The sequence below is a fragment of the Streptomyces sp. KL116D genome, assembly GCF_030766975.1.
Taxonomy (GTDB): domain Bacteria; phylum Actinomycetota; class Actinomycetes; order Streptomycetales; family Streptomycetaceae; genus Streptomyces; species Streptomyces longispororuber_A.
Genome location: NZ_JASERH010000136.1, coordinates 149,433 through 168,388 on the forward strand (window position 1 = coordinate 149,433; position 18,956 = coordinate 168,388).

At 68.1% G+C, this 18,956-nt stretch carries 22 protein-coding genes and 2 pseudogenes; 14 read left to right on the forward strand and 10 right to left on the reverse strand.

Features of this window, described 5'->3' with window-relative positions:
• Window positions 1-60 precede the first annotated feature (60 nt).
• The 6 genes and pseudogenes from RBJ77_RS49240 to RBJ77_RS49265 all read right to left on the reverse strand — a co-directional run bounded on the left by RBJ77_RS49240 (window position 61) and on the right by RBJ77_RS49265 (window position 5,605).
• Complete coding sequence (locus RBJ77_RS49240; protein WP_372350921.1) at window positions 61-516, reverse strand: hypothetical protein; 456 nt, start codon at window positions 514-516, stop codon at window positions 61-63.
• A gap of 388 nt (window positions 517-904) precedes the next feature.
• Window positions 905-1,651 carry a phosphotransferase gene (locus RBJ77_RS49245; protein WP_372350922.1) on the reverse strand — a complete coding sequence of 249 codons (747 nt, stop codon included), beginning with the start codon at window positions 1,649-1,651 and terminating at the stop codon, window positions 905-907.
• Between the two features lie 604 nt (window positions 1,652-2,255).
• Window positions 2,256-2,714: a DUF4279 domain-containing protein gene (locus RBJ77_RS49250; RefSeq protein ID WP_372350923.1), complete on the reverse strand. Its 459-nt coding sequence runs from the start codon at window positions 2,712-2,714 to the stop codon at window positions 2,256-2,258.
• A 57-nt stretch (window positions 2,715-2,771) separates the two neighbouring features.
• Window positions 2,772-3,967, reverse strand: a pseudogene (locus RBJ77_RS49255) (IS110 family transposase).
• A 634-nt stretch (window positions 3,968-4,601) separates the two neighbouring features.
• Window positions 4,602-5,111 (reverse strand): DinB family protein, encoded by a 510-nt coding sequence (locus RBJ77_RS49260; protein ID WP_372350924.1) that lies wholly within the window; start codon window positions 5,109-5,111, stop codon window positions 4,602-4,604.
• Window positions 5,108-5,605 carry an SRPBCC family protein gene (locus tag RBJ77_RS49265; protein WP_372350925.1) on the reverse strand — a complete coding sequence of 166 codons (498 nt, stop codon included), beginning with the start codon at window positions 5,603-5,605 and terminating at the stop codon, window positions 5,108-5,110. Before RBJ77_RS49265 ends, RBJ77_RS49260 begins: the two co-directional genes overlap by 4 nt.
• Before the next feature lie 425 nt (window positions 5,606-6,030).
• On the opposite strand from RBJ77_RS49265, the gene RBJ77_RS49270 reads away from it, so the two are divergent.
• On the forward strand, window positions 6,031-6,564 hold the full coding sequence (locus RBJ77_RS49270; protein WP_372350926.1) for a DinB family protein: 534 nt from the start codon (window positions 6,031-6,033) through the stop codon (window positions 6,562-6,564).
• An 867-nt stretch (window positions 6,565-7,431) separates the two neighbouring features.
• On the opposite strand, the gene RBJ77_RS49275 is transcribed toward RBJ77_RS49270, so the two are convergent.
• On the reverse strand, window positions 7,432-8,334 hold the full coding sequence (locus RBJ77_RS49275; RefSeq protein ID WP_372350927.1) for a hypothetical protein: 903 nt from the start codon (window positions 8,332-8,334) through the stop codon (window positions 7,432-7,434).
• Window positions 8,335-8,923: 589 nt separating this feature from the next.
• On the opposite strand from RBJ77_RS49275, the gene RBJ77_RS49280 reads away from it, so the two are divergent.
• Window positions 8,924-9,346 (forward strand): Ku protein, encoded by a 423-nt coding sequence (locus RBJ77_RS49280; RefSeq protein WP_372350928.1) that lies wholly within the window; start codon window positions 8,924-8,926, stop codon window positions 9,344-9,346.
• A 182-nt stretch (window positions 9,347-9,528) separates the two neighbouring features.
• A complete protein-coding gene (locus tag RBJ77_RS49285) occupies window positions 9,529-9,669 on the forward strand; it encodes a hypothetical protein (RefSeq protein ID WP_372350929.1) in 141 nt (46 codons plus the stop codon).
• A gap of 211 nt (window positions 9,670-9,880) precedes the next feature.
• Here RBJ77_RS49285 and RBJ77_RS49290 read toward each other — a convergent pair whose 3' ends face one another.
• A complete protein-coding gene (locus tag RBJ77_RS49290; protein ID WP_372350930.1) occupies window positions 9,881-10,120 on the reverse strand; it encodes a DUF6233 domain-containing protein in 240 nt (79 codons plus the stop codon).
• A 645-nt stretch (window positions 10,121-10,765) separates the two neighbouring features.
• On the opposite strand from RBJ77_RS49290, the pseudogene RBJ77_RS49295 reads away from it, so the two are divergent.
• A pseudogene (locus RBJ77_RS49295) lies at window positions 10,766-11,189 on the forward strand (transposase); the annotation flags it as partial.
• Window positions 11,190-11,208: 19 nt separating this feature from the next.
• Here RBJ77_RS49295 and RBJ77_RS49300 read toward each other — a convergent pair.
• Window positions 11,209-11,568, reverse strand: coding sequence for a hypothetical protein (locus RBJ77_RS49300; protein WP_372350931.1), 360 nt, complete (start codon window positions 11,566-11,568; stop codon window positions 11,209-11,211).
• A gap of 2,336 nt (window positions 11,569-13,904) precedes the next feature.
• On the opposite strand from RBJ77_RS49300, the gene RBJ77_RS49305 reads away from it, so the two are divergent.
• From RBJ77_RS49305 to RBJ77_RS49335, 7 genes are all read left to right on the forward strand, one after another.
• Window positions 13,905-14,141, forward strand: a complete 237-nt coding sequence (locus tag RBJ77_RS49305) for a hypothetical protein (protein ID WP_372350932.1) — start codon at window positions 13,905-13,907, stop codon at window positions 14,139-14,141.
• 396 nt (window positions 14,142-14,537) lie between these two features.
• On the forward strand, window positions 14,538-15,008 hold the full coding sequence (locus tag RBJ77_RS49310) for a hypothetical protein (RefSeq protein ID WP_372350933.1): 471 nt from the start codon (window positions 14,538-14,540) through the stop codon (window positions 15,006-15,008).
• 300 nt (window positions 15,009-15,308) lie between these two features.
• Entirely contained in the window at window positions 15,309-15,509 is a 201-nt protein-coding gene (locus RBJ77_RS49315) for a hypothetical protein (RefSeq protein ID WP_372350934.1), read from the forward strand.
• A gap of 116 nt (window positions 15,510-15,625) precedes the next feature.
• Entirely contained in the window at window positions 15,626-15,871 is a 246-nt protein-coding gene (locus RBJ77_RS49320; protein WP_372350935.1) for a hypothetical protein, read from the forward strand.
• A gap of 160 nt (window positions 15,872-16,031) precedes the next feature.
• Window positions 16,032-16,529, forward strand: coding sequence for a hypothetical protein (locus RBJ77_RS49325; protein ID WP_372350936.1), 498 nt, complete (start codon window positions 16,032-16,034; stop codon window positions 16,527-16,529).
• Window positions 16,526-16,720 carry a hypothetical protein gene (locus RBJ77_RS49330; protein ID WP_372350937.1) on the forward strand — a complete coding sequence of 65 codons (195 nt, stop codon included), beginning with the start codon at window positions 16,526-16,528 and terminating at the stop codon, window positions 16,718-16,720. The genes RBJ77_RS49325 and RBJ77_RS49330 overlap by 4 nt, the downstream gene beginning before the upstream one ends.
• A gap of 151 nt (window positions 16,721-16,871) precedes the next feature.
• A complete protein-coding gene (locus RBJ77_RS49335) occupies window positions 16,872-17,204 on the forward strand; it encodes a type II secretion system F family protein (RefSeq protein WP_372350938.1) in 333 nt (110 codons plus the stop codon).
• A gap of 399 nt (window positions 17,205-17,603) precedes the next feature.
• Here RBJ77_RS49335 and RBJ77_RS49340 read toward each other — a convergent pair whose 3' ends face one another.
• Entirely contained in the window at window positions 17,604-18,050 is a 447-nt protein-coding gene (locus tag RBJ77_RS49340) for a hypothetical protein (RefSeq protein ID WP_372350939.1), read from the reverse strand.
• On the opposite strand from RBJ77_RS49340, the gene RBJ77_RS49345 reads away from it, so the two are divergent.
• From RBJ77_RS49345 to RBJ77_RS49355, 3 genes are read left to right on the forward strand one after another with little or no spacing between them, the layout of a single operon-like run.
• A complete protein-coding gene (locus RBJ77_RS49345; RefSeq protein WP_372350940.1) occupies window positions 18,028-18,330 on the forward strand; it encodes a hypothetical protein in 303 nt (100 codons plus the stop codon). The two genes, RBJ77_RS49340 and RBJ77_RS49345, sit on opposite strands and share 23 nt — an antisense overlap.
• Before the next feature lie 13 nt (window positions 18,331-18,343).
• Window positions 18,344-18,583 carry a hypothetical protein gene (locus tag RBJ77_RS49350; protein ID WP_372350941.1) on the forward strand — a complete coding sequence of 80 codons (240 nt, stop codon included), beginning with the start codon at window positions 18,344-18,346 and terminating at the stop codon, window positions 18,581-18,583.
• Window positions 18,584-18,596: 13 nt separating this feature from the next.
• Window positions 18,597-18,932 (forward strand): TadE family protein, encoded by a 336-nt coding sequence (locus RBJ77_RS49355; RefSeq protein WP_372350942.1) that lies wholly within the window; start codon window positions 18,597-18,599, stop codon window positions 18,930-18,932.
• Window positions 18,933-18,956: the final 24 nt, after the last annotated feature.

Consider the following 18,956-nt stretch of genomic DNA (forward strand, 5'->3'; position numbering starts at 1 on the left):
CCAAACAGGCCGGCCTGCCTCCGGTGAGATCCGAACACACGCGTGGCCGGCTTCACGAAATCACCCGGCGTCAGGTTCCGGGCCCTCGGGCTCCGCCTGCGCTCGCATCGCCTGGAGCCCGGCAATGCGTTCGTCCGCTGCGATCCTCATCCGCTCCGTCTCAGCATCGAGATGGTTCTTACGGCGTTGAGTTGTGGCTTCGATCTTCGCCTTGGCGATGCTGGCGGCAGCGGTGAAGGAGGCGGCAACCGCCCCTCCGGCAAGGATTTCATTGGCGATCTCGGGTTCGGCTCCACGTTTGAGTGTCTCGTCGGCGCTCTCGACAGGACTGTCCCTGCGGGGTTTGCGTTGCGTGGCGCGGCTGTGCAGGACGATGTCGCCGTCCATGAGCGCGACGTCGGCGCCGGACACGTGGACGATCTTGACAGCCGTTGTCTCCACCGAGGATTCGGGCTCCGGCTGCGCATCCACGTTGCGCTCTTCCACCGGAACGTCGGGTGCATTCTCGTCAGCCACAACGACAGTCTGCCCCAAAGTTCTCACAGCGATAGGCCTGTTGCTCACCTGCTCATGTGCCGTCGGCCGGCTCGTCACGGGCCCTCACGAAGCGACCGACACCACGACACCTGCACTCGGCGATGCATGTCGTCCCTGTACAAGTGCGCCGACGTCGACTTCCTCCACAACGCCTCGGCGCCCCTACCCCTTGCCGAACGCACCGCCTTCGGCCTTCACGCCCGCTGCGTGAGGTCGACCACTGCCAAGGTCGTCGGTTACGTCCCGTTCTTCTTCTACCTGCTTCTGACGCAGCGACAGCGCGCCCCCGCTCCCCGCGCGGCCAAGGCCCGATGCGACCAGCCTCAAACCGCCACAGAACGCACTCGGTGCATTCGGGCGCACACCCTCACATCCGGGCTCTCAGCACATCGACCTCACAGCCTGGCGCGAACGGGTCGAAGTCGTGCTCCACCAGCCAGCGAACCCCCAGCAGGCTGCGCAGCGACCACCAGGCGCGGACCACGGCGGGGTCGACGTCCCTGCCATAACCCGCGACGACGTCGTCCAAGTGCTCCTCGTGTCCAAGCGTCAACGTGGCCAGGTCGAACAAGGCGTCGCCCGGGCCCGCCTCGGACCAGTCGATGATGCCCGTGACCTCGTCACCGTCGACGAAGACGTGGTCGGCCTGCAAATCTCCGTGCACGAACACGGGAGGCCACGCCCGCAGCGCCGCTTGGGCGACGTGCCGGTTGCGGGACACCAGGTCGGCGGGCAGGACACCGTTTGTCACGAGCAGCGCGCACTCTCTGTCGAGTTCGGCCGCGAACTCGTCGGGCCCTTGACGGCGTCGGCCGGTCCACGGCGGCAACGGCGCGTCGTGCAATCGCCGGGCGGTGGCACCGGCGGCAGCCCAGGCACGCGGCGAGGCGGTCGACGGCTGACCGAGGCGGCCGAGCGCCGTCCCCGGCAGGGCGGCGATCGCGAGCACGGACGGTCTCTGCCACAGCATCTGCGGGGTCGGAATCGGCGCGAGAGACATCGCCTTGGCCTCGACGTCCATCCGCGCCTGGTCGGCGTCCACCTTCACGAATACGTCGCCGACGCGCAGGGTCGCACGCTCGGAGTGGGCAACGACAACTTCGACCTCATCCATGGGCGACCAGTATCCCGGGGGTGATCGTCGACGTCGCCGGGTTTTCGCGTGCGGTGACCGGCTCGCCTCAAGGCAGCGGTGCGGGCTGCTGCCCGTGGTCGTGCCCGCCGCGTCCTAGGCGGTCCCCTTGCCCTCGCAGGCGGGCGGGCATAGCCGCGTACCGCCACCCGCAGCCGGGGCGAGACCACAGGTCACACCGTTCAACCGCTCTGCCAAGGCTCCCGCTTGGCCGGGGAGGCCGGGACTCCCGTCATGACCGTGCCACACTTTGTGAAGGTGCTGTACGACAACGCCCTGGTTCATCGGGACCTAGATCCTCGAGAACCTGTTGGCGCGCCGCTCACAGACTGCCCGTCGCTGCCGTGAGCGCATGCAGCAAGTCAGCCAGGTTGAACGTCCTGTGGGCCCTCATTCGTGACGGACGGTGCTTCCAACGTGAACTCCCGGTCACAGCAGCGGCTTGACAACATCATTAGGAGGTGACATCACTCTGTGGGGCGCCCACCGAAGGAGGAAGAGCGCCGAGACCACCCTGGCTTCCTAATGCTGCTGTCAAGCTGGCGGAGTACGACTCAGCGGCCCGGGTGAGTGCGAGGGCACATGCTCACCTGGCGTCCTCGTCTTCGGCCATGTCGTACTCGTCGACGCCGAGCTCCGCGCCAGTGGCACTGAGGAAGCCCAGGACCTTGCGGTCCAGGTGCCAACCGAAGAGGTTGGGGGCGTCAGCGGCGCCCAGCTCGGCTTGGTCAGTGTCATTGAAGTAGCGCACGACGTTGAGCACTGCTCCGCCGCCAGTACTGGCCAGACGCCTGCTGAGGTCAGAGATGCGGTCCGTGTGGGGCTGGAGTCTGTCGAGAATGCGGGTGATCTGCTCGTCGACGCGCAGGCCAGGTTCCCGGCAAACGACCATCCACGAGTGGTCGACCGGGATCACTGCCGGTTTGGTGATCCGGCTGCCGCGAACGGTTACCTCGTCAGGAGTGATCCCTAGCTGTGAGGTCATGTCGTCTGCCGAGGTGTGCGTGCTGAACAGCGCGAAGTAGGCGTACTGGTGAAGTGGCATCCCGTGGAGGGTAGTCGCACGGGAGTGGGCCGACCGTGATTATGCGCGCCCCGACAGTCAGGCAGCTGCGGTGACCGGCGGTGCGATCTGGTAGAACCGGCGGTCGCGGATCAGGGCCCAGATGACGTTGACGCGTCGGCGGGCGAGGCCGAGCACGGCCTGGACGTGCTTCTTCCCTTCGGCGCGTTTGCGGTCGTAGAACTTCCGTGAGTTCGGGCCGTAACGGACGCTGGCCAGCGCGGAGGTGTAGAAGACCCGCTGGAGTCTGCGGTGGTAAACGAGCGGGCGGTGGTGGTTTCCGCTGACCTTGCCCGAATCACGCGGTCGGGGGGCGACGCCAGCGAAGTCCGCCAAGGCGTCCGGGGAGTCGAACTCGTCCAGGCTGCCGCCGACGGCGGCGAGGAACTCGGCTCCGAGAGTCGTACCGATGCCTGGGATGTTTAGGATGATGTCGGCGAGCTCGTGCTCGCGAAACCTGCCCTCGATGAGCTTCTCCAGCTCGGCGATGTGCCCGTTGAGGGCCATCACCTCCTCGGCCAGCGTGTGGACCAGCTTCGCGATGGTCTTCTCTCCGGGGACGGCGGTGTGCTGGCGTTCGGCGGCCTCGACGGCCGCTTCGGCCAGGGTGCCGGCATTGCGGACCTTGCGGTTGGCCAGCCACTTCGTCAGCCGAGTGGCCCCGGCACGGCGGATCGCGTCCGGAGTCTGGTAGCCCGTCAGCAGCCTGAGTGGGCCGGTATTGGTCATGTCCAGGGCCCTCTCCAGGGCCGGGAACACGGACAGCAGGATGCCACGCAGTCGGTTGACCACGCGAGTGCGGTCCTCGACCAGGTCGACCTGGCGCCCGGTCAGCAGCCTGAGCTCGGTCGCGGCCTCGTCGCTGGGACGGATGGGCCGTAGGTCGCGGCGCATCCTCGCCTGGTCGGCGATCACGTGGGCATCACGGGCATCGGTCTTGTCCTCGCCGCGGTAGCCGTCGGAGGCCCGGTTGACCAGCCGGCCGGGATGTAGAGGACCTCCTGGCCGTGGCTGACCAGCAGGGCCAGCAGCAGTGCGGGCTCGCCGCCGGTCATGTCGATGGCCCAGGTGACCTGACGGCCGTCAGCCAGGTCGAGAACGTCACCGATCAGCTTCAGCAACTCGGGCTCGTCGTTGGCGACCCGACGCGACAGCAGCGTCTTGCCGTCCGCGTCCAGGGCGAGGCCGTGATGGTGGCCCTTGCCACTGTCGATCCCTGCCCATATCCGGCTCATCGTGCTCCTGACGTGCTCGTTCGGACTCGTCGTGCCACGGACGACCTCGCCGGCATTGCTCTACACAGCGACCTGTTCGCACTTCCTAATCGGCGGCCGAGTCGACGTGGGGCGCTGAGCGGCGAAGCCAGGGAAACCACGAGACGGCAGCCGCCTGATAGCCACACCCAGCACCCCTGGGCGACCCAACCCTACGAATGGCTCGATCAACCAGACCAAGAAGGTAGAGCCGCGCTGAGGTCGTTCCGCGCGGCCCGCCCCAACAGCACCCCGATCTTAGGGATCCCGGACGACCTGTCCGTCGACAAGGGCGAGAAGAGCCAGCGCTGGGCGAAGAAGCACAGGAGCGAGTCGTGCTTCGCCCCGACCTACGCGCCCTGGACCATTCTCAACGAGGCGTACTTCGGGCCGCTGCGGCAGTTCACCATCGCCAACTCAAGCACCACAACGACACGGCGAAGACCCGCGCCCTGCAGGCCTACCTGCGCTGATGCAATGCCAACGCCCGCCACCCCCGACGTCCTCGCCACCCAGCGCCGCGAACGCGCCCGCGCCCCGCAGCGAGAAGGGGCACCCGCCGAGGCGGACACCCCCTCGCCACCGCGGGTGCCTCGAAACTCATCCGGTCACCGAACTAGCCGGCGTAAGGGCTGCCGCCGAGCCAGGTGGTGCCGTCAATCAGTTCACGCACCGCATCCAAGTGACCGCTGTGGCAGGAGACTTCAGTGAGTACGTGGATCAGAATGTGCCGCACGTCAGGCAGCCGCCAGGTCGGCCAGATCTCCACAGGCCAGGCGGCAGGCTCCTGCTCAGGTGTGGCGCCGGCGAGTTCGGCGTCCGCCCGCGCGATGGCCGACCGGTAGTCGGCGAAAACTTCTTCTGCACCCATCCCCTCGGGTACGTACCAGTGCGCCTCCGTGCCCGCCGTGAGCTGTCCGGACACATCCGGCGCGCCCGCGATCACACCGGAAAACCAGAAGCGTTCAACATCCAGGGTGAGGTGGCGTACCAATGCCAGGCAGCTCCAGCCGCTGGGCAGCACCGGGCGCCGCAGGTCATCCTCCGAGAGCCCTTCGAGGATCCCGACGACATGCTCGCGCTGGCGGTCCAGGGCGCCCTTGAGGGCTTCGAGTTCCGCGTTCACCGGGCGGCGCACAGTTCGGCGAGGCGGTCCAGAGTGCTGACCATCTGCGTCTGCCACCAGGCTCTCCCGCCGTCCACCTCCGCGCGTTTGTCCTCCGGCATACGCGAACCGTCGAAGATCTCGGTCACCACCGTCGCACAGCCTTCATCCGGGACCAGGTCGAAGATCCACCTGTGGCCCCACGCGGCCCCGGACACGGTGGCATCCGGATGCCCACGACCGGGCCTCGGTTCCCAGCCGATGCGGCGGCCCGGCTCGTACTCGACGACGCGGTTGATCATCTCGTAGTCGCCGTAACGCTCGTTGTGCATCCGCATCTCGAATACATCCCCGACTCCCGAGACAACGGCGTCGCAGACGCCACCGCGCAGCATCCCCGAGCCGTCGAGGTCCATGTGCCGTCCGGGATCGGCCAGGATCCGGAAGATCTCCCCCGCCGGGGCTCCGATGTGCCGGGACACCGCCACCACGGCCTCGCCTGCCGTACTTGTCATCCACGCGCCTCCGTTAACCACAGAGCATGAGCCTGACTCCGGCCAGGACGCTACACGGGGAGTACGACAACACCGTCCCCGGGCACGGGCTGTCTGCCGCCCACCGAATCAGTTCCGGGAAGGACTCGCCCCGGCAAACCTTCCCGGTCAAAGCGCTGGCCAGTACGCCCTTGCCACGCGGGCTTCCTCCCCCACGCTCCGTCATACTTCAGGGGCAAGCCAGCCCCGACGGACACCGGGCAGCACATGACGTGCAGCGACCGGGCAGCAGAAGGCCCAGTGAGCACCGCGCCCCGCGACCCCTCACCTGTCGCGGCAAGCCCCGCCGCTGCTGACCAGCGGGGTCAAGGTCTCCCAGCAGCCAGCCGCACCAAGGTCATGTCGGGGGCATGGGATCGGCTCTGTGCCCGCGCTAGGTTCGCGGGATGCAGCAGCCTCCGGAACCAGTTCCCGCGCTCCTCGATGGCCCGGCCGTCGACGTCTCCGACGCCCATGAACTTCTCCTGTGCTATCTGGAGTGGTATCGCAAGGCGCTGATGCGCAAGCTCACCGGGCTGTCCGACGACCAACTCCGCGCACCGGTCGAACCGCTTGGCTGGTCGCCGCTCGGCCTGGTTCAACATCTCGGCTGGGTCGAACGCCGATGGCTGCGCTGGGGGTTCGCCGCCGAAGAGATCGTCGCCTATCCTCCCGGCGGAGACACCGAGGAGTGGACGGTCCCTGCCAACAGCACCACCGCCCAGGTCATGTCCGCCTACCAGGCGGAGGTGACGGTCTCGAACTCCCTTGTGACAACTGCAGCCTTGAGTGACAAGGCGCGTCTCGGGGGCCGCTTCACGGATCCCGAGCAAGCGCCCACGCTCGGACGGATCCTCTTTCATCTGCTCCAGGAGTACGCCCGTCACGTCGGCCACCTCGACGTCGCGCGCGAGCTCATCGACGGCGAGACCGGCGAGTGAGGCACCTGGGACTGCTGATGCGTTAAGGAACAGTCTTGAGGTGCCACTCACCTGTCTGATGCGGCATCGCGAGCGCAGTGCAGCTACTTCGGCTAGCTGCGAAGCGGCCACTCCCACCTGCCGCCCCACTCGGTCGGGTGCAGCCGTGTGCCGGTGTGCTCTTCGCGCCGCGCCTGGAATCCGAGGAGCTTCCGGTCGGCAGTGTCGGGGCTGGTACGGCCGTCGACGGTGAGGGTCACGTGGCAGCGGCTGGGCGGAGCTATGGCTTCATGATCGACCATTGGTGAGATCTGGGCTGGCGTTCCCCCACCAACTTACATTCGAGCACGCCAACGACCTGCTCAGCACTCCTGCATCGACCTGTTGCGCTTCCTGGAGCGCGTCAGGAACGGGACCTCGCGCCCACCAGTGAGCGCCCCCGGAGTGGCTCATTGAGCGCGTCGTCCACAGTGACCTTGCCCTGGCCTTGCACGTCGGCGACTGAGCGGTGGGCAAGAACAGCACCGCCGCAACCCGGAAGGACGCGCTGAGCGCCATCACCGACAGGATCGAGGCATGCCCGTTTAACCGGCCCGACACCGTCCTCGGCGTGCCGGGCTGAGCGAAGGCGAGCCACCGCGCGGGGTCACGGCAACGGTGGCTCTCTCTACTCTTCTGTCTCAGCGCGCCCTACGGATGCAGGTCGTCAACCCGTGCACGCGGCAGTCTTCTCACCGGAGTTGGGGAAAAAGGTGCGGTCCTCGGCCCATCGCGCTTACCCCGTGGTGCGCCGGGCTGCCCCATGCGCCAAGGCGCACACCTGCCGCACGAGGACGGGCCCGTACCGAACAAGTCGATAGATGCAGGCCGGCCGGTTGGCGCGCCCCGTCAGCGCTCTGCCAGGGCGGCAGGCCGGCAGTCCCACTTGACCGGCGTGCTGTTCCAGTTGCCATAGGCGACCCCGGCATCGGTCAGGGCCACGACATGGCCCGTGGGGTAAGGGGTCGTGTCGGTGGGCAACGAGCGCACCGTGCCGTCCGGTTCGGTGAGCTGCAGTTTGACGTAGTACGAGGTCAGTTCGACCACCGCGCCCCGGGCGTTGACCGCCTGCGGCGAACCCGTGAACGCCTGCGGGGATGCGGCATCTGCGCGCCACACCAGCATCGACGAGTCGCCCGTGTCCGGGATCACCTGGCCGATCACGTTTCCGCCGCGGACAGCCGTGGCGCGCGAACCGTCCTGTGGCGGCGTCCCCGGCAGGCGCTCCACCGAGCCGTCGGGCAGCCAGCGCACGGCGTGGGTCACGCCCGAGTCAGTGGAGGTCCAGCCGACCACGGAGCCGTCGTCATCGATGTCCTGCGCCTGCCCCCTGGTGTCCCCCGCGGGTAGCGCGAGCTGTCGTACGGTGCCGTCGGGAGCCCAGAGGACCGGCAGGAAAGCACCGCCGTCGTGGCTCGAACCCGCGGCGGTCCCCTCCGCGTTGACCGCGGCCGGGAAGCCCGACGCCCCGGCGCTCAGGCCAGGCAGCGTGTGAAAGGCGCCGTTCCGGTAGGACCAGCCGCGCCCTCCGCCTTCCGGGAAGAAGTCCGAACCGACCATCTCCCCATGGGAGTTGACCCCCGTCACCCCTGGATGGTCGGCGCCCAGGATCTGCGGCTGTGCCACGCCGTCGGTCCACAGAGCCAGGCGGCTGACGAACGACGCATCCTCGACGAAGCCGGCCTGGTAGTGGCCTGTCGGGTCAGCATCGGTGACGCCTGCCCGCCGGGTCCCGGCCGGAGCCTCGAACATCTGCCGGGGACAGTACCCGGCACTGGCCGATGATGCGGGCGCTGCCAAGGCCGGAGCGGCGGGCGGAGTAAGGCCCGCGCCGAGACCGAGCACGGCCGCCACGAAGGCGAGACGGACGTATCTGGCACGTGTGAGCAACAAGGTTCCCCCTCTGAGACGCAGGACGCGTGATGCCGGTCGGAGGAGATCATGGTGGCGGCCCCACGAAACCGGACTTCGCCTGCCCGTCACCAGGTGTTCTTCCGCCGCTACCGGTCCCGCACCGCCCCGTGCCGCGCGCAGGCGAGCTTTCGCCGAGGACGCCGCGGTCGCCGCTCGCGTCTCTTGCAACGGGCGCCCCCGGGCTTCCCTCGCCGTCCGAGGCCCGGGCGGTCCCCGTCTTGTACCGAGCGATGGCCCGCCTCGCTCTGCCCCTCGCACCCTGACGTCTGCCTGCACGCGCCGCGAACGCCGCCGTGGGACATCCCCGTCCCGCGGCTCCACGCACGCCGGGGCATCGAGCAGCGCCCCCGCATTCGGGGCCGCTCCGGCCGCCCCGTATGCGCGCTGCCTTCACCGCTCCTACGCTGGAAACATCTCGGGGTTGTCGATGGAAGGCTTCGCCATGCCCCGCCCCGTCTGGACCGGCGCGATCTCGTTCGGCCTGGTCACGATCCCCATCAAGGTCACGGCCGCGACCGAGGATCACTCAATCCGGTTCCACCAGTACCACCTGGAGGACATGGCCCGCGTCCGCACGAAGAAGATCTGCGAGATCGAGGACCGCGAAGTCACCCAGGCAGAGATCGGCAAGGGCTACGAGTACGCCAAGGATCAGATCGTCGCTATCTCCGACGAAGAGCTGCGCGAGATCCCGCTGCCCACAGCGAAGGCCATCGAGATCGTCGCGTTCGTGCCCTACGAATCGATCGACCGATCCGCATCGGTGAGGGCGCTACCTCGAAGTCGACGGCCAGGTCGCAGCGAAACCGTATGTCCTGCTCAGACATGGCCCTGGAGCGGAATGCTGTAGCGCCGCCGTCGCGAAGTTCGCCTGGCACGGGCGGGAACGACTGCCTGCTCCGGGTGGTCGAGGCGTCATCGCTCTCCACGCCATGAAGTGGCCCGACGAGATCCGCTCCCGGAGTCCTTGCTCCTGACTCCGTCGACATCACCGACAAAGAGATCGACGAGGCCATCCTCCTGATCGACTCGATGACCCGCGAGGAGCCAATCGCCGACGCCGACTGGGCCACCGACCGCTACACGGACGCCCTCTCCGACGTCATCCGCGCCAAGTCCCAGGGCAAGAAGCCACCGACCGTCGAGGCCGAGGAAGCGCAGCCGGGCAGGTAGTCGACCTCATGGCGGCCCTGGAACAGTCCGTGCAGAAGGCCAAGGCATCCCGCGGCGACAGCGGCGACGCGCGACGGTCCACGAGATCAAGCCGAAGAAGAAGGCAGCGAAGAAGGCGCCGGCCAAGACGACCGCGAAGAAATCCGCGGCGAAGAAGACCACCAGCAAGAAGACGGCCGCGAAGAAGCCAAAGACCGCTTGACCAGGCGCCCTATCGCGCTACCCTCCGTCGCGCCGACCGCCTCCGGGGTGCTGATCGGTCGCACACGTCGCACGAGGGCACCGTGAACTGCGTCAGCCGCCCGTTGAGCGCTATGCACGCCTGGATCGCATCCAGGGGCATGGGACCGTCCCGGATCACCCAGCAGTCCGCCCGGTGCAGGTGCGGCTCCGGGCGCTGGGCTTCGACTCCGCCGTGAAGCACGGTCACCGAGCTTGGCCCACTGCTCATCCAGCTCACTGATGCTGCGCGTTCTTACGCCGAGCTGGTAGCGCGGTAGGCGGCCATCGGGCGGCGCTGAGCCGGTCGTGGCGCCTCCCCTCGCTCAACTTCTTGACGGCGCTCTCTTCAGGCCCGGGGTGGTAGCCCAGCCAGGTCCGCTGGATGTGGTGCCGGCTTATGCCCGCTCAATATTGGTCTACCAGCCCACATGCTCGATGGCGCGGGCTCGTCGTGGCGCCTCCAACATCCACAGGCGACGCCTCGACCAGCCCACAGCCGCGGGCCCACCGCGTCATGCGCTGACAGGCGGCGAGACCTCTCGGGCCGGGAGCGACCTACTCCTCGGCTCCGCGAAGGGTGCCGCGTGACCTGCCGGAGTTCTTCTCGACATCGAACCGCTGAGACCTTGCTCGTCGGCGTGCGCGGTGACCGCGGCCTGAGCCTTCGCGGCCGCTCGAACTAGCCGCGCGCTGCGCTTCAGCGGTCGCCCGTGTCGAGGTGTTCCATCTTGCGACCCTCGTCGTCGGCCGCTCGCTGCAATTCGATCAGTCACCGGGAAGATCCACGAGCGATCTTAAGCAGGCGCGCGGTGATCGGCGCGGTGGACGCGACGTAGCGCCCACCCACCAGAAAGACGGAGGCCTTTGACAGTGACCGAATCCGGCCGACCGCGGCACTCGGACGGAAGATTCACCTGATCACCGACCGGAACGGACTACCCCTGCCTCCCTTGGCATCTAGGGCGCGAACGAGCACAACGGTCAGCTTGGAGCCGCTCGTCCTGAGCAATCCCGCCCATCCGCTCCTCGCTGTGGACCCCGGCGCCGCAAACTGGCGAAACTCGCACGCCGACAGGGGATACGACGACGTCCACCGGCGCCGATGGCTCCGTCGGCGGGGCATCCGCCGCCGCATCGCCCGCAAGAGCGTCGAATCACCGAAGGACTGGGGCGACATCGTTGAGTGGTCGAGCGAACGTGTCCTGGATGGCTGTCCGCCAACGGCTCACCGCCGCTACGAACGCAAGGCCGAACACTTCCTCGCCTTCGTCGGCATGGCAGCGATCCTCATTGGCTAACACCGATGGGCGGCACCGATCAGCGCCTGAGCCGGCCCCGCTGCACGTCGAAGCAGACCAGTCCCATGGACTCCGCGGCAGCCACCGCGTAGGCGGATCGCCTCTCCTCGGCCATGCTCCACCGCATGGCGAAGTAGATCAGCGGGCCGCTGGCCTCATCAATCAGCGGACCGGTCGACCAGGGCGAGGTGTCCTCGTCGTCCTCAGTGATGTCGCACCACCGCTCAAGCAGCACGGAGACGTAGGCCGCGATGCGTTGCGACGGAGGGTACTCCACCTCGCCGTCGATGTAGCGGTCGTAGAGGTCGCTGAAGACCTGGCTGGCAGTCCTGCCATCCGCCGGCCTCTCGCCTTCCCAGACAGCAAGGTCGTAGCTCATGACCGGAGGCTCTCATGCCGCTCCGACACCCACAGGAAGCAACGTCTAGAAGGTGCCGCACGAGACTGTGAGCGATCTCCAGGAGGCACGCGCAGCGCCAGATTCGAAAAATTTACCTCTGCACATCTCTGGCATATGACAAGCATGGATGGCACACTCCTCCGCCGTGCGCAACTCGGTTAACTACGTGTTCAGTTTCGACATCTGTAGCCCCAAGTTGCCCGTGATTCTTACAGAGTTGGGACACACAACCAGTCAACCCGTGGGTACTGTGGCCGCAACGCACGGAGATCAAGGCCGCTCACGGCCACTTTCGGAGATCGGATCGGAGGCGCCACCGAGTGGAGAGGCCACAGCAGACTCACGCTCACACGGGGAGACTTCATGACACGACCAGGACACCACCAGGCATATTCCGTTGTTCGCAGGCGAAAAGCGGGCGCTCAATCGGTTCTGTACTTGCGGTTGCTGCCGCGCGCCACCGCAACCGCACTCACCGCCTGCTCTGCCACCAGCAATGAGGGTCCGGAAGCGACACTCGCCCCATCCACTCCAACGACAGCGTCGAACGAGTCGAGGTCCGCGCCCAGCCCCAGCCATAGGCCGCACCCCGATGCCGCCCTCAAGAAGACCGTCTCAACACCTACGACCGCATGTGGGACGAGAGCAGGCTTCAGCGCCTACGCGCAGGGCAGCGTCAAGGGCACCGATCTTCGGAAGTTCTCCGCTGGGCCTCGCCTTAGCGGACACACGGAGATCGCCATGGACTCCTACCGCGAAAAGGGCATAGTCGCCCAGGCGCTCCGACCCACGACGTCACACTCACAGGGCTGAAGCCGGACAAGAAGGCGCCCTGGGCCAGCCTGACTGACTGCCTTGACACCAGCCCTGGAAGCGTGTGTACGAGAAGACCGGTAAGCCAGCGGAAATGCCGAAGAACCGCGTCTTGAAGTACGCGACTAGGTCCAAGCCGAGAAGTGGGGGAAGGAATGGAAGATCGTCGAGGTCAAGCCATCCGCAACGTCCTGCTGATCGGCACCTTCAGCGTAGCGCTTCTGCACCCCGCCACAACCGCGATTTCGCCGATGTGCCACTGCTGGATGCAACGCACCCGACCCGTTCATTACCTGTGAAGCCAGCGGTGAAAGCGGCCAATCGGATGGCACTCCCGGCCAGGTTGGCGAGCAAGCGTCCCCACAGGCAGCACTGAGAAAGTGACACAAGACCTCAGACTGCAAGGTGAAGAAGCTTGACCCACAGCCACCGCCAGACAGTGCGTTTTATAAGGGCGAGGGCAAGACCGTGTACGAGCGTGTCTCGTCCTGGTGGAGGCGCAACAGATCACTTTGGCGTTGTCGAGAGGGTGCCGCCGTTCCAGCCATCGACCCAGCAATTGTCGCCCAGCAGGCAGTGGACCAAACGAAGTTGCAGGTCCTGGCAAGGCGCGAGTCTCGCGCACAGGTGCGAAGTGCGCGGTCGGGGTCCCGATGTGGTTGTGGGTGACCCCGAGTGCGACGACGTTCGACCGAACACGCGTCGGCGTCGGCGGGAGGGGTGATCGGTCTCCGCGACGGCGAAGGTCTCGAAGATCGTGTGGAACATGGGTGATGGCGAGAAGGTCGTCTGCAACGGCCCGCACTCCGTTCACGAGCACGCGCAGCGGCGTCGAGTCGCCGGACTGCGCCGCCACTCTACCAGGAGCCCTCCACTCAGGAGCCGGGCGCGAAGCGATCGGCTGTCGGCGACCGCGTACTGGGACGTGACGTGGCAGGCCAGCACCGGCGAACAGGGCCAGATCCCGACGACCCGGCAGACCGATGTGAGCGCCACCGTGCGTGAGTTGCAGGCGGTGGGCAGCTGACACGCGCCGGACCGAGCAGCGGATGAAAGGCAATCAAGCGAGCAGGACGGAAGTGCCTCCGCAGACAGTAAGCCCGACGACGGCGTCGTGACCCCGGTGGGGGTGCGCAGGCGAAGTGGCAATCACGTCGTCGTCGGCCGGGGATGCTGGCGGTGCGGCGGTGGCGTGTATCGCGGCGTGTGCAGTGGGCAACTACTGGTACTGGACGCAGAACGGGCAGCGGCAGCCGGTGATCGAGCTGGCCCGGGATGTCCCGCCGGCAGTGTCATCAGCGACAGTGACCTGCAGTGAGGCGTCGGTTGCGCTGGATCCGTCGATGAAGGTGGCGGGAGTCCAGCAGCGCGACGAGGTGGTGCCGGCATGCGCGCGGTCTCCGCGCTGCAGTCCGGTGCGCTGCTGCACCCCGGCAGGTCACCCGCACGACACTGGTGAAGGCCGGTGAGCAGCTGGTCGGCTGGCGCTGAAGCCGGGGCAGTTGCCGGATTCGGTGCTGCGGCCGGGTGACACGGTGCAGGTGGTGTTCACCAGTGACGATCCGGCGGCCGATGCGGCGAAGGATACGGCTGGCCCTGCGTCGGTGCAGGCGCGTGTGGTGCGGGTCGGTGCGGCGCGGGAGTCGACGGGTGAGCGGGTCGTGGACGTCGCGGTGCCGCGCTCGCAGGGCGGCAAGCTGGCTGCCAGGCAGCGTCCGGTGATGTGGCGCTGGCGGTGAACGGGGCGAGTGGCTGATGGCGGTCATCGCGTTAGCCGGTTCTGCCCGGGCGCCCGGTGTGACCACTAGCGCGTTGGCCCTGTTGCGGAGTTGGCCGCTGGAGGGCGATCGGCGGATGCTGCTGGCCGAGTGCGACCCGGACGGAGGGGCGGTGCTCTCCGGCGCGTTGCGGGCAGTCTGTCCGCGGATGTGAGCCTGCGGAATCTGCGTCTGTGTCGCTGAGGGGCGAGCAGTCGTTGCGGGATGCGTTCTGACGCAGCTGGTGCGTTTATCGGATGACGGCGGGGTCAACGACGGCCGGCATGTACTGCTGCCCGGATTGACCGAGCCGTCGCAGGCGGCGGGTTTGGCGCCGGAGTGGTCGCAGCTGGCGGAGTTGTTCACGGTGATCGACCGATGCCGACGCTCGCCCATGACGTGATCGTCGATCTGGGCCGGAGCGGCGCGTACGGGCCCTCTCGGGTGCTGGCACAGCGTGCGGATCTGGTGCTGCTGGTGGTGCGGGGCACGCTGCGCAGTGTGAACGCGGCCCGGGGACGGATCGGGATGCTGCGCCAGGTGTTGAGAGTGATCCGATCGTCCCACGCCGCGCTCGGCATCCTGCTGATCGCCGAGGGCACCTACGGCCACCGTGAGGTGGAGGAGGCGCTCGAGACGCGGGTGGTTGCGACGTTGCCATGCCGGCCTGGTGAGGCGGCGGTGCTCTCCGATGGTGCGCCGCAGGACCGCAGGTTCACCAAGGGCCCTCTGCTGCGTGCTGCGCGTGAGGCGCGTACGCCGATCCGGCAGCAGGCCGCCTCGCGGCGCCAGCGGTTGTACCTTTCGCCGATGCAGCAGCGGCTGGCGGAGGTGCGGCGTGCGCGCTGAACCCGTCTACAACGGCCCTCCCCGTCCCACCCCCCGCGCCGCCAGGCGCCCGCGGGCCCTGGTGGAGTGTCGGTCGCCGGCGTCGTATCGGGCTACGGCACTCCCATAGCTTCCTCTGCCACCCGCACTGCAGTCGCTGTGGCATCCGCCCTCTGTGCCTGCCGCTGGTGGGCAGGCGGTGGACTATCGGGCTGCCCAGGAGATCAAGAAGATCGTGCTGGAGCGCCTGCACGGGAGAGCAGCACCGCGCTGTCTCCCCAGGCCAAGGAACAGCGGGGCCGTCATCTGATCAACGAGCAGGTGGCGATCTGGTCGGACGCGCACGGGCTGTCGACCGGCGGCACGGTCGGGCACGCTCTCGAGCAGGAGCTCGCGTCGCTCGCCTTCGACATGTGCTTCGCGCCGGGCGGCTACAGCGCTACTCTGGACGACGAGCTGGTCGAGGACATCTGGCTGGAGGGCTTCGACGCGGGTCTTCCTCAAATACAGCGGCCGCCATGAACCGGCCCAGGTGGCCCGCGTCGCGGACTCGGAGGAGGAACTGCAGGACCTGGTGCGGGACTCTGATCCGCGCCTCCGGACAGAACGGGCGCACCTTCTCCACACACAGCCCGGATGTGGAGCTGCGGCTGCCCGACGGTTCCCGCCTGCAGGCGCTGGGACCGGAGATCACCGGAGGGCGCACCCATGTGACCATCCGCCGCCACCGCTATCTCGACATCGATCTGCCCCGCCTGGTGCAGCTGGGCACGGTGAGCGAACAGGCTGCCGACCTGCTCGCCGCTGCAGTGCGCGGGCGGCTGAACGTCATGGTCGCCGGGGAACAGGCGTCCGGGAAGACGAGACCCTGCTGCGCGCCCTGATCAAGCAGATCCCGCGCACTCAGCGGTTCGGCACCGTGGAGACCACGTTCGAGGGGCTGGCCGACCCGGCGTTCCACGAGCATGTGGTGCCGATGGAGGCCCGGTTCTCAACGGCGAGCGGATCGGCCCGGCCGGCGCGGCCGCAGGCGAGATCACGCTGATGGATCTGATGCTGCGGGCGAAGCGGATGTCGCTGACCCGCACCATCGTCGGGGAGGTCTGCGGGCCGGAGATCACCGCGATGATGCAGGCGATGACGTCGGACCGGCCCGGCAACATGTGCACGATCCACGCCTCCGAGCCGGCCGCCGTGTTCGACCGAGTCGCCGAGCTGTACCTGCTGGCGCAGGCCAACTTCACGCCGGAGCTGGCCTACCGGCAGATCGCCAACGGCCTGCACCTGATCGCCTTTCTGTCGGTCGACGACAGCATCGGACGTCCCGCGCCGCTATCTCTCCCACATCTGGGAGATCACCGATCGGCCACGACGGCCGGCCGATGTACAACGAGGTGTGCTGGCCCGGCCGACGACCTGACGGGCCAGCTGTGCCCAGGGCGCGCTCAGCGAACGCAGACGGCACCGCCTGGAGCGGGCCGGCATGACCTCGCCGCCGCTGTCCGCCCAGGCCCTCGCCTATGCCCAGGGAGGCCGGTGTGATCACCAACCTGTGGTGGGTGGCCAATGGCACCCTGCTCGGCCTGGGCCTGGTCCTGACGGTGGCCGGCTTCGTCGGTACCACCGCGCCCAAGAAGCCGCTGCCCTGGCAGCGTGAACGCGGCACGGTGGCCCGGCGGTTCGCCGCCCAGCGGCGGATCCTGCTCGGCCTCGCGGTGCGGCTGCGCTCATAGGGGTGTGGCTGGTCACCGGCATGGTGATGGCCGGGCTCATCGTCGGCGCCGTCATCGTGGGCGGGCCCTGGCTGCTGTCCGGGCCAGCCATGACCGGACACAGATCGCCCGCCGGGACGCACTCGGCGACTGGGCGCAACGCCTGTCGGAGATGGTGCGGCTCGGCAACGCGCTGGAGAAGGCGCTGATCGCCTCCCGCAAGCATGCGCCGGCCGCGCTCGCCGCGGAGATCTGGGAGTTGGCCGACAAGGTGCAGGCGCAGTGGCCCACCCACGAGGCCCTCAAGGACTTCGCGCACGGTTTCGACGATGTCACCGGGGACAAGGTGTGCTCCGCGCTGATCCTGGCCGCCCAGGACCCCGGCCCCGGGCTCGCGCAGGCCATGGAGGACCTGGCTGCCTCGGTGCGGGAGGAGGTCAAGATGCGCCAAGGCATCGAGGCCGACCGGCAGAAGACCCGCACCACGGTCCGCACCTCACGTTGATCACGTTGGGGATCGTCGGGCTCGGGTTCACCGTGCCCCAATACACCGGCGTGTACGCCACCGTGATGGGCCAGTTGGTCCTCGCCCGCTCGCGGCGGGCTTCGTGGCAACCCTGGTGTGGGTGCGCCGCTACGCCACCCGCGGGCACACCGCCCGCGTCCTGGTCCCCGACTCCCGCAGCCCCGTCACCCCACCCACTCAGGCAGACGAGGCGCTACCGGCAACGCGGGCGGGAGTCTCGATGCACACCCTGACCATGGTCATCGTGTCCGGCGCATTGGGCGGCGCCGGGGTGGCGCTGCTGGTGAACGAACCGCTGCCGGCCGCTCCGAAACTCGGGCCGGCGCTGGAGCGCCTCCACCCGGCGCCTGCTGCGCCCCAACAGCCACGCGCCGAGACTCATTCGGCGCAGGCGCAGATAGCGTGGCTGGTCAAGCGGCTGCCCGTCCGGCTGCCGGCCAGGACCTGGACCTGCTTGGGCAGAGCGCGGAGATGTTCTTGCTCAACAAGGCGCTGCTCGTGCTGCTCGGCTTGTTCGCCCCCAGTATGTTCATCGCTGCCTGGACGCTGCTGGGCATCAGCGTCCCGCTGTATGCTCCCGCGGTCGTTGGCGTGGTCCTGGCGGCCGTGTTCTGGTTCGTGCCCGACCTGATGCTCCGGCGCGATGCAGGCACCGCGCGCGCCGAATGCGCGCACGCCATCGCCGTCTACCTGGAGTTGGTCGCCCTGCGCCTCGCGGCCGGGATCGCGATCGAGAGCGCCCTCGAGCAAGCCGCGAATGTGGGCCGCGGCTGGGTGTTCGTGCGCCTCCAGGATGCCCTCGATGCGTGCCCGGGTGGAGCGCACCGCCCAGTGGGCGGCCCTCAGCGACCTCGGGGAACGCCTCGACGTCCCGGTGCTCGCCGATGTCGCGGACTTCGTCCAGATGTCCACCCAGGAAGGCGCGTCCGTCTACGACACCGTGCGCCACCGGGCCGCCAGCCTGCGCACCGAACAGCTCAACACCGAGGCCGCCGCGGCCAATGCGAACACCGAGAAGATGCAGGCCCTCGCGGTCCTGTGTGTCCTCGTCATGGCGGCCCTGGCCTTTCCTGCCCTCCTGAACGCCTTCAACCAGAGCTCCTGAACGGAGAACCCCCATGTCCGACCTGTTCCTGAAGACCGGCATGCTGCTCGCCCGGATACCGGCCGCTATCAGCCGACGTGTCGAGGAAGCGCACGAGGAGATCACCGAGCGTGGCGATCGCGGAGACAACCCGGTCGTCACGGTGATCCTGTGGGTGGCCGGGATCGGCATCGCGGTCACGATCGTCGCCGCCCTGGTCGCCCTCGGCAACCGGGCCAGCAGCAAGGTCGACAACGTCGACCTCGGCGGCTGAGACGACTGACCCGATGCGCAGACAGTGGGACGACCGCGGCTCGTCCCCGATCCAGCTCGCCATCCTCTTCCCCGCCGTCATCCTCATCACCTTCCTCCTCATCCAGGGTGTGCTGTGGGCGTACGCGCGCAACATCGCCTACATCGCCGCCCGTTCCGGAGTGGCCGCCGGCCGGATCTACGAGGCCACTCCCCGGCGATGCGGCTCGGCGCGCGCACGGCAGGCGCTGGACGATCTGGCGGGCAACATGCTCACCGGCACGCAGGTCAGCACCGCCGGCAGCAGCCCGGACACGATGCGCGTGCGCGTCGGTGGGCAGGCGCTGTCGATGCTCCCGGCTTCCATCTGACGGTGCACGCGACCGTGACCGGAC

What these genes read in the sequence shown, in the direction of transcription:
- RBJ77_RS49310 (WP_372350933.1), top strand. Translation starts at nt 14,538, where the DNA reads ATGCCGACGCTCGCCCATGACGTGATCGTCGATCTGGGCCGGAGCGGC.
- RBJ77_RS49280 (WP_372350928.1), top strand. Translation starts at nt 8,924, where the DNA reads ATGGAAGGCTTCGCCATGCCCCGCCCCGTCTGGACCGGCGCGATCTCG.
- RBJ77_RS49300 (WP_372350931.1), bottom strand. Translation starts at nt 11,568, where the DNA reads ATGAGCTACGACCTTGCTGTCTGGGAAGGCGAGAGGCCGGCGGATGGC.
- RBJ77_RS49265 (WP_372350925.1), bottom strand. Translation starts at nt 5,605, where the DNA reads ATGACAAGTACGGCAGGCGAGGCCGTGGTGGCGGTGTCCCGGCACATC.
- RBJ77_RS49335 (WP_372350938.1), top strand. Translation starts at nt 16,872, where the DNA reads ATGGTGCGGCTCGGCAACGCGCTGGAGAAGGCGCTGATCGCCTCCCGC.
- RBJ77_RS49290 (WP_372350930.1), bottom strand. Translation starts at nt 10,120, where the DNA reads ATGAGCAGTGGGCCAAGCTCGGTGACCGTGCTTCACGGCGGAGTCGAA.
- RBJ77_RS49355 (WP_372350942.1), top strand. Translation starts at nt 18,597, where the DNA reads ATGCGCAGACAGTGGGACGACCGCGGCTCGTCCCCGATCCAGCTCGCC.
- RBJ77_RS49325 (WP_372350936.1), top strand. Translation starts at nt 16,032, where the DNA reads ATGGATCTGATGCTGCGGGCGAAGCGGATGTCGCTGACCCGCACCATC.
- RBJ77_RS49275 (WP_372350927.1), bottom strand. Translation starts at nt 8,334, where the DNA reads ATGTTCGAGGCTCCGGCCGGGACCCGGCGGGCAGGCGTCACCGATGCT.
- RBJ77_RS49245 (WP_372350922.1), bottom strand. Translation starts at nt 1,651, where the DNA reads ATGGATGAGGTCGAAGTTGTCGTTGCCCACTCCGAGCGTGCGACCCTG.
- RBJ77_RS49270 (WP_372350926.1), top strand. Translation starts at nt 6,031, where the DNA reads ATGCAGCAGCCTCCGGAACCAGTTCCCGCGCTCCTCGATGGCCCGGCC.
- RBJ77_RS49350 (WP_372350941.1), top strand. Translation starts at nt 18,344, where the DNA reads ATGTCCGACCTGTTCCTGAAGACCGGCATGCTGCTCGCCCGGATACCG.
- RBJ77_RS49345 (WP_372350940.1), top strand. Translation starts at nt 18,028, where the DNA reads ATGCGTGCCCGGGTGGAGCGCACCGCCCAGTGGGCGGCCCTCAGCGAC.
- RBJ77_RS49250 (WP_372350923.1), bottom strand. Translation starts at nt 2,714, where the DNA reads ATGCCACTTCACCAGTACGCCTACTTCGCGCTGTTCAGCACGCACACC.
- RBJ77_RS49285 (WP_372350929.1), top strand. Translation starts at nt 9,529, where the DNA reads ATGACCCGCGAGGAGCCAATCGCCGACGCCGACTGGGCCACCGACCGC.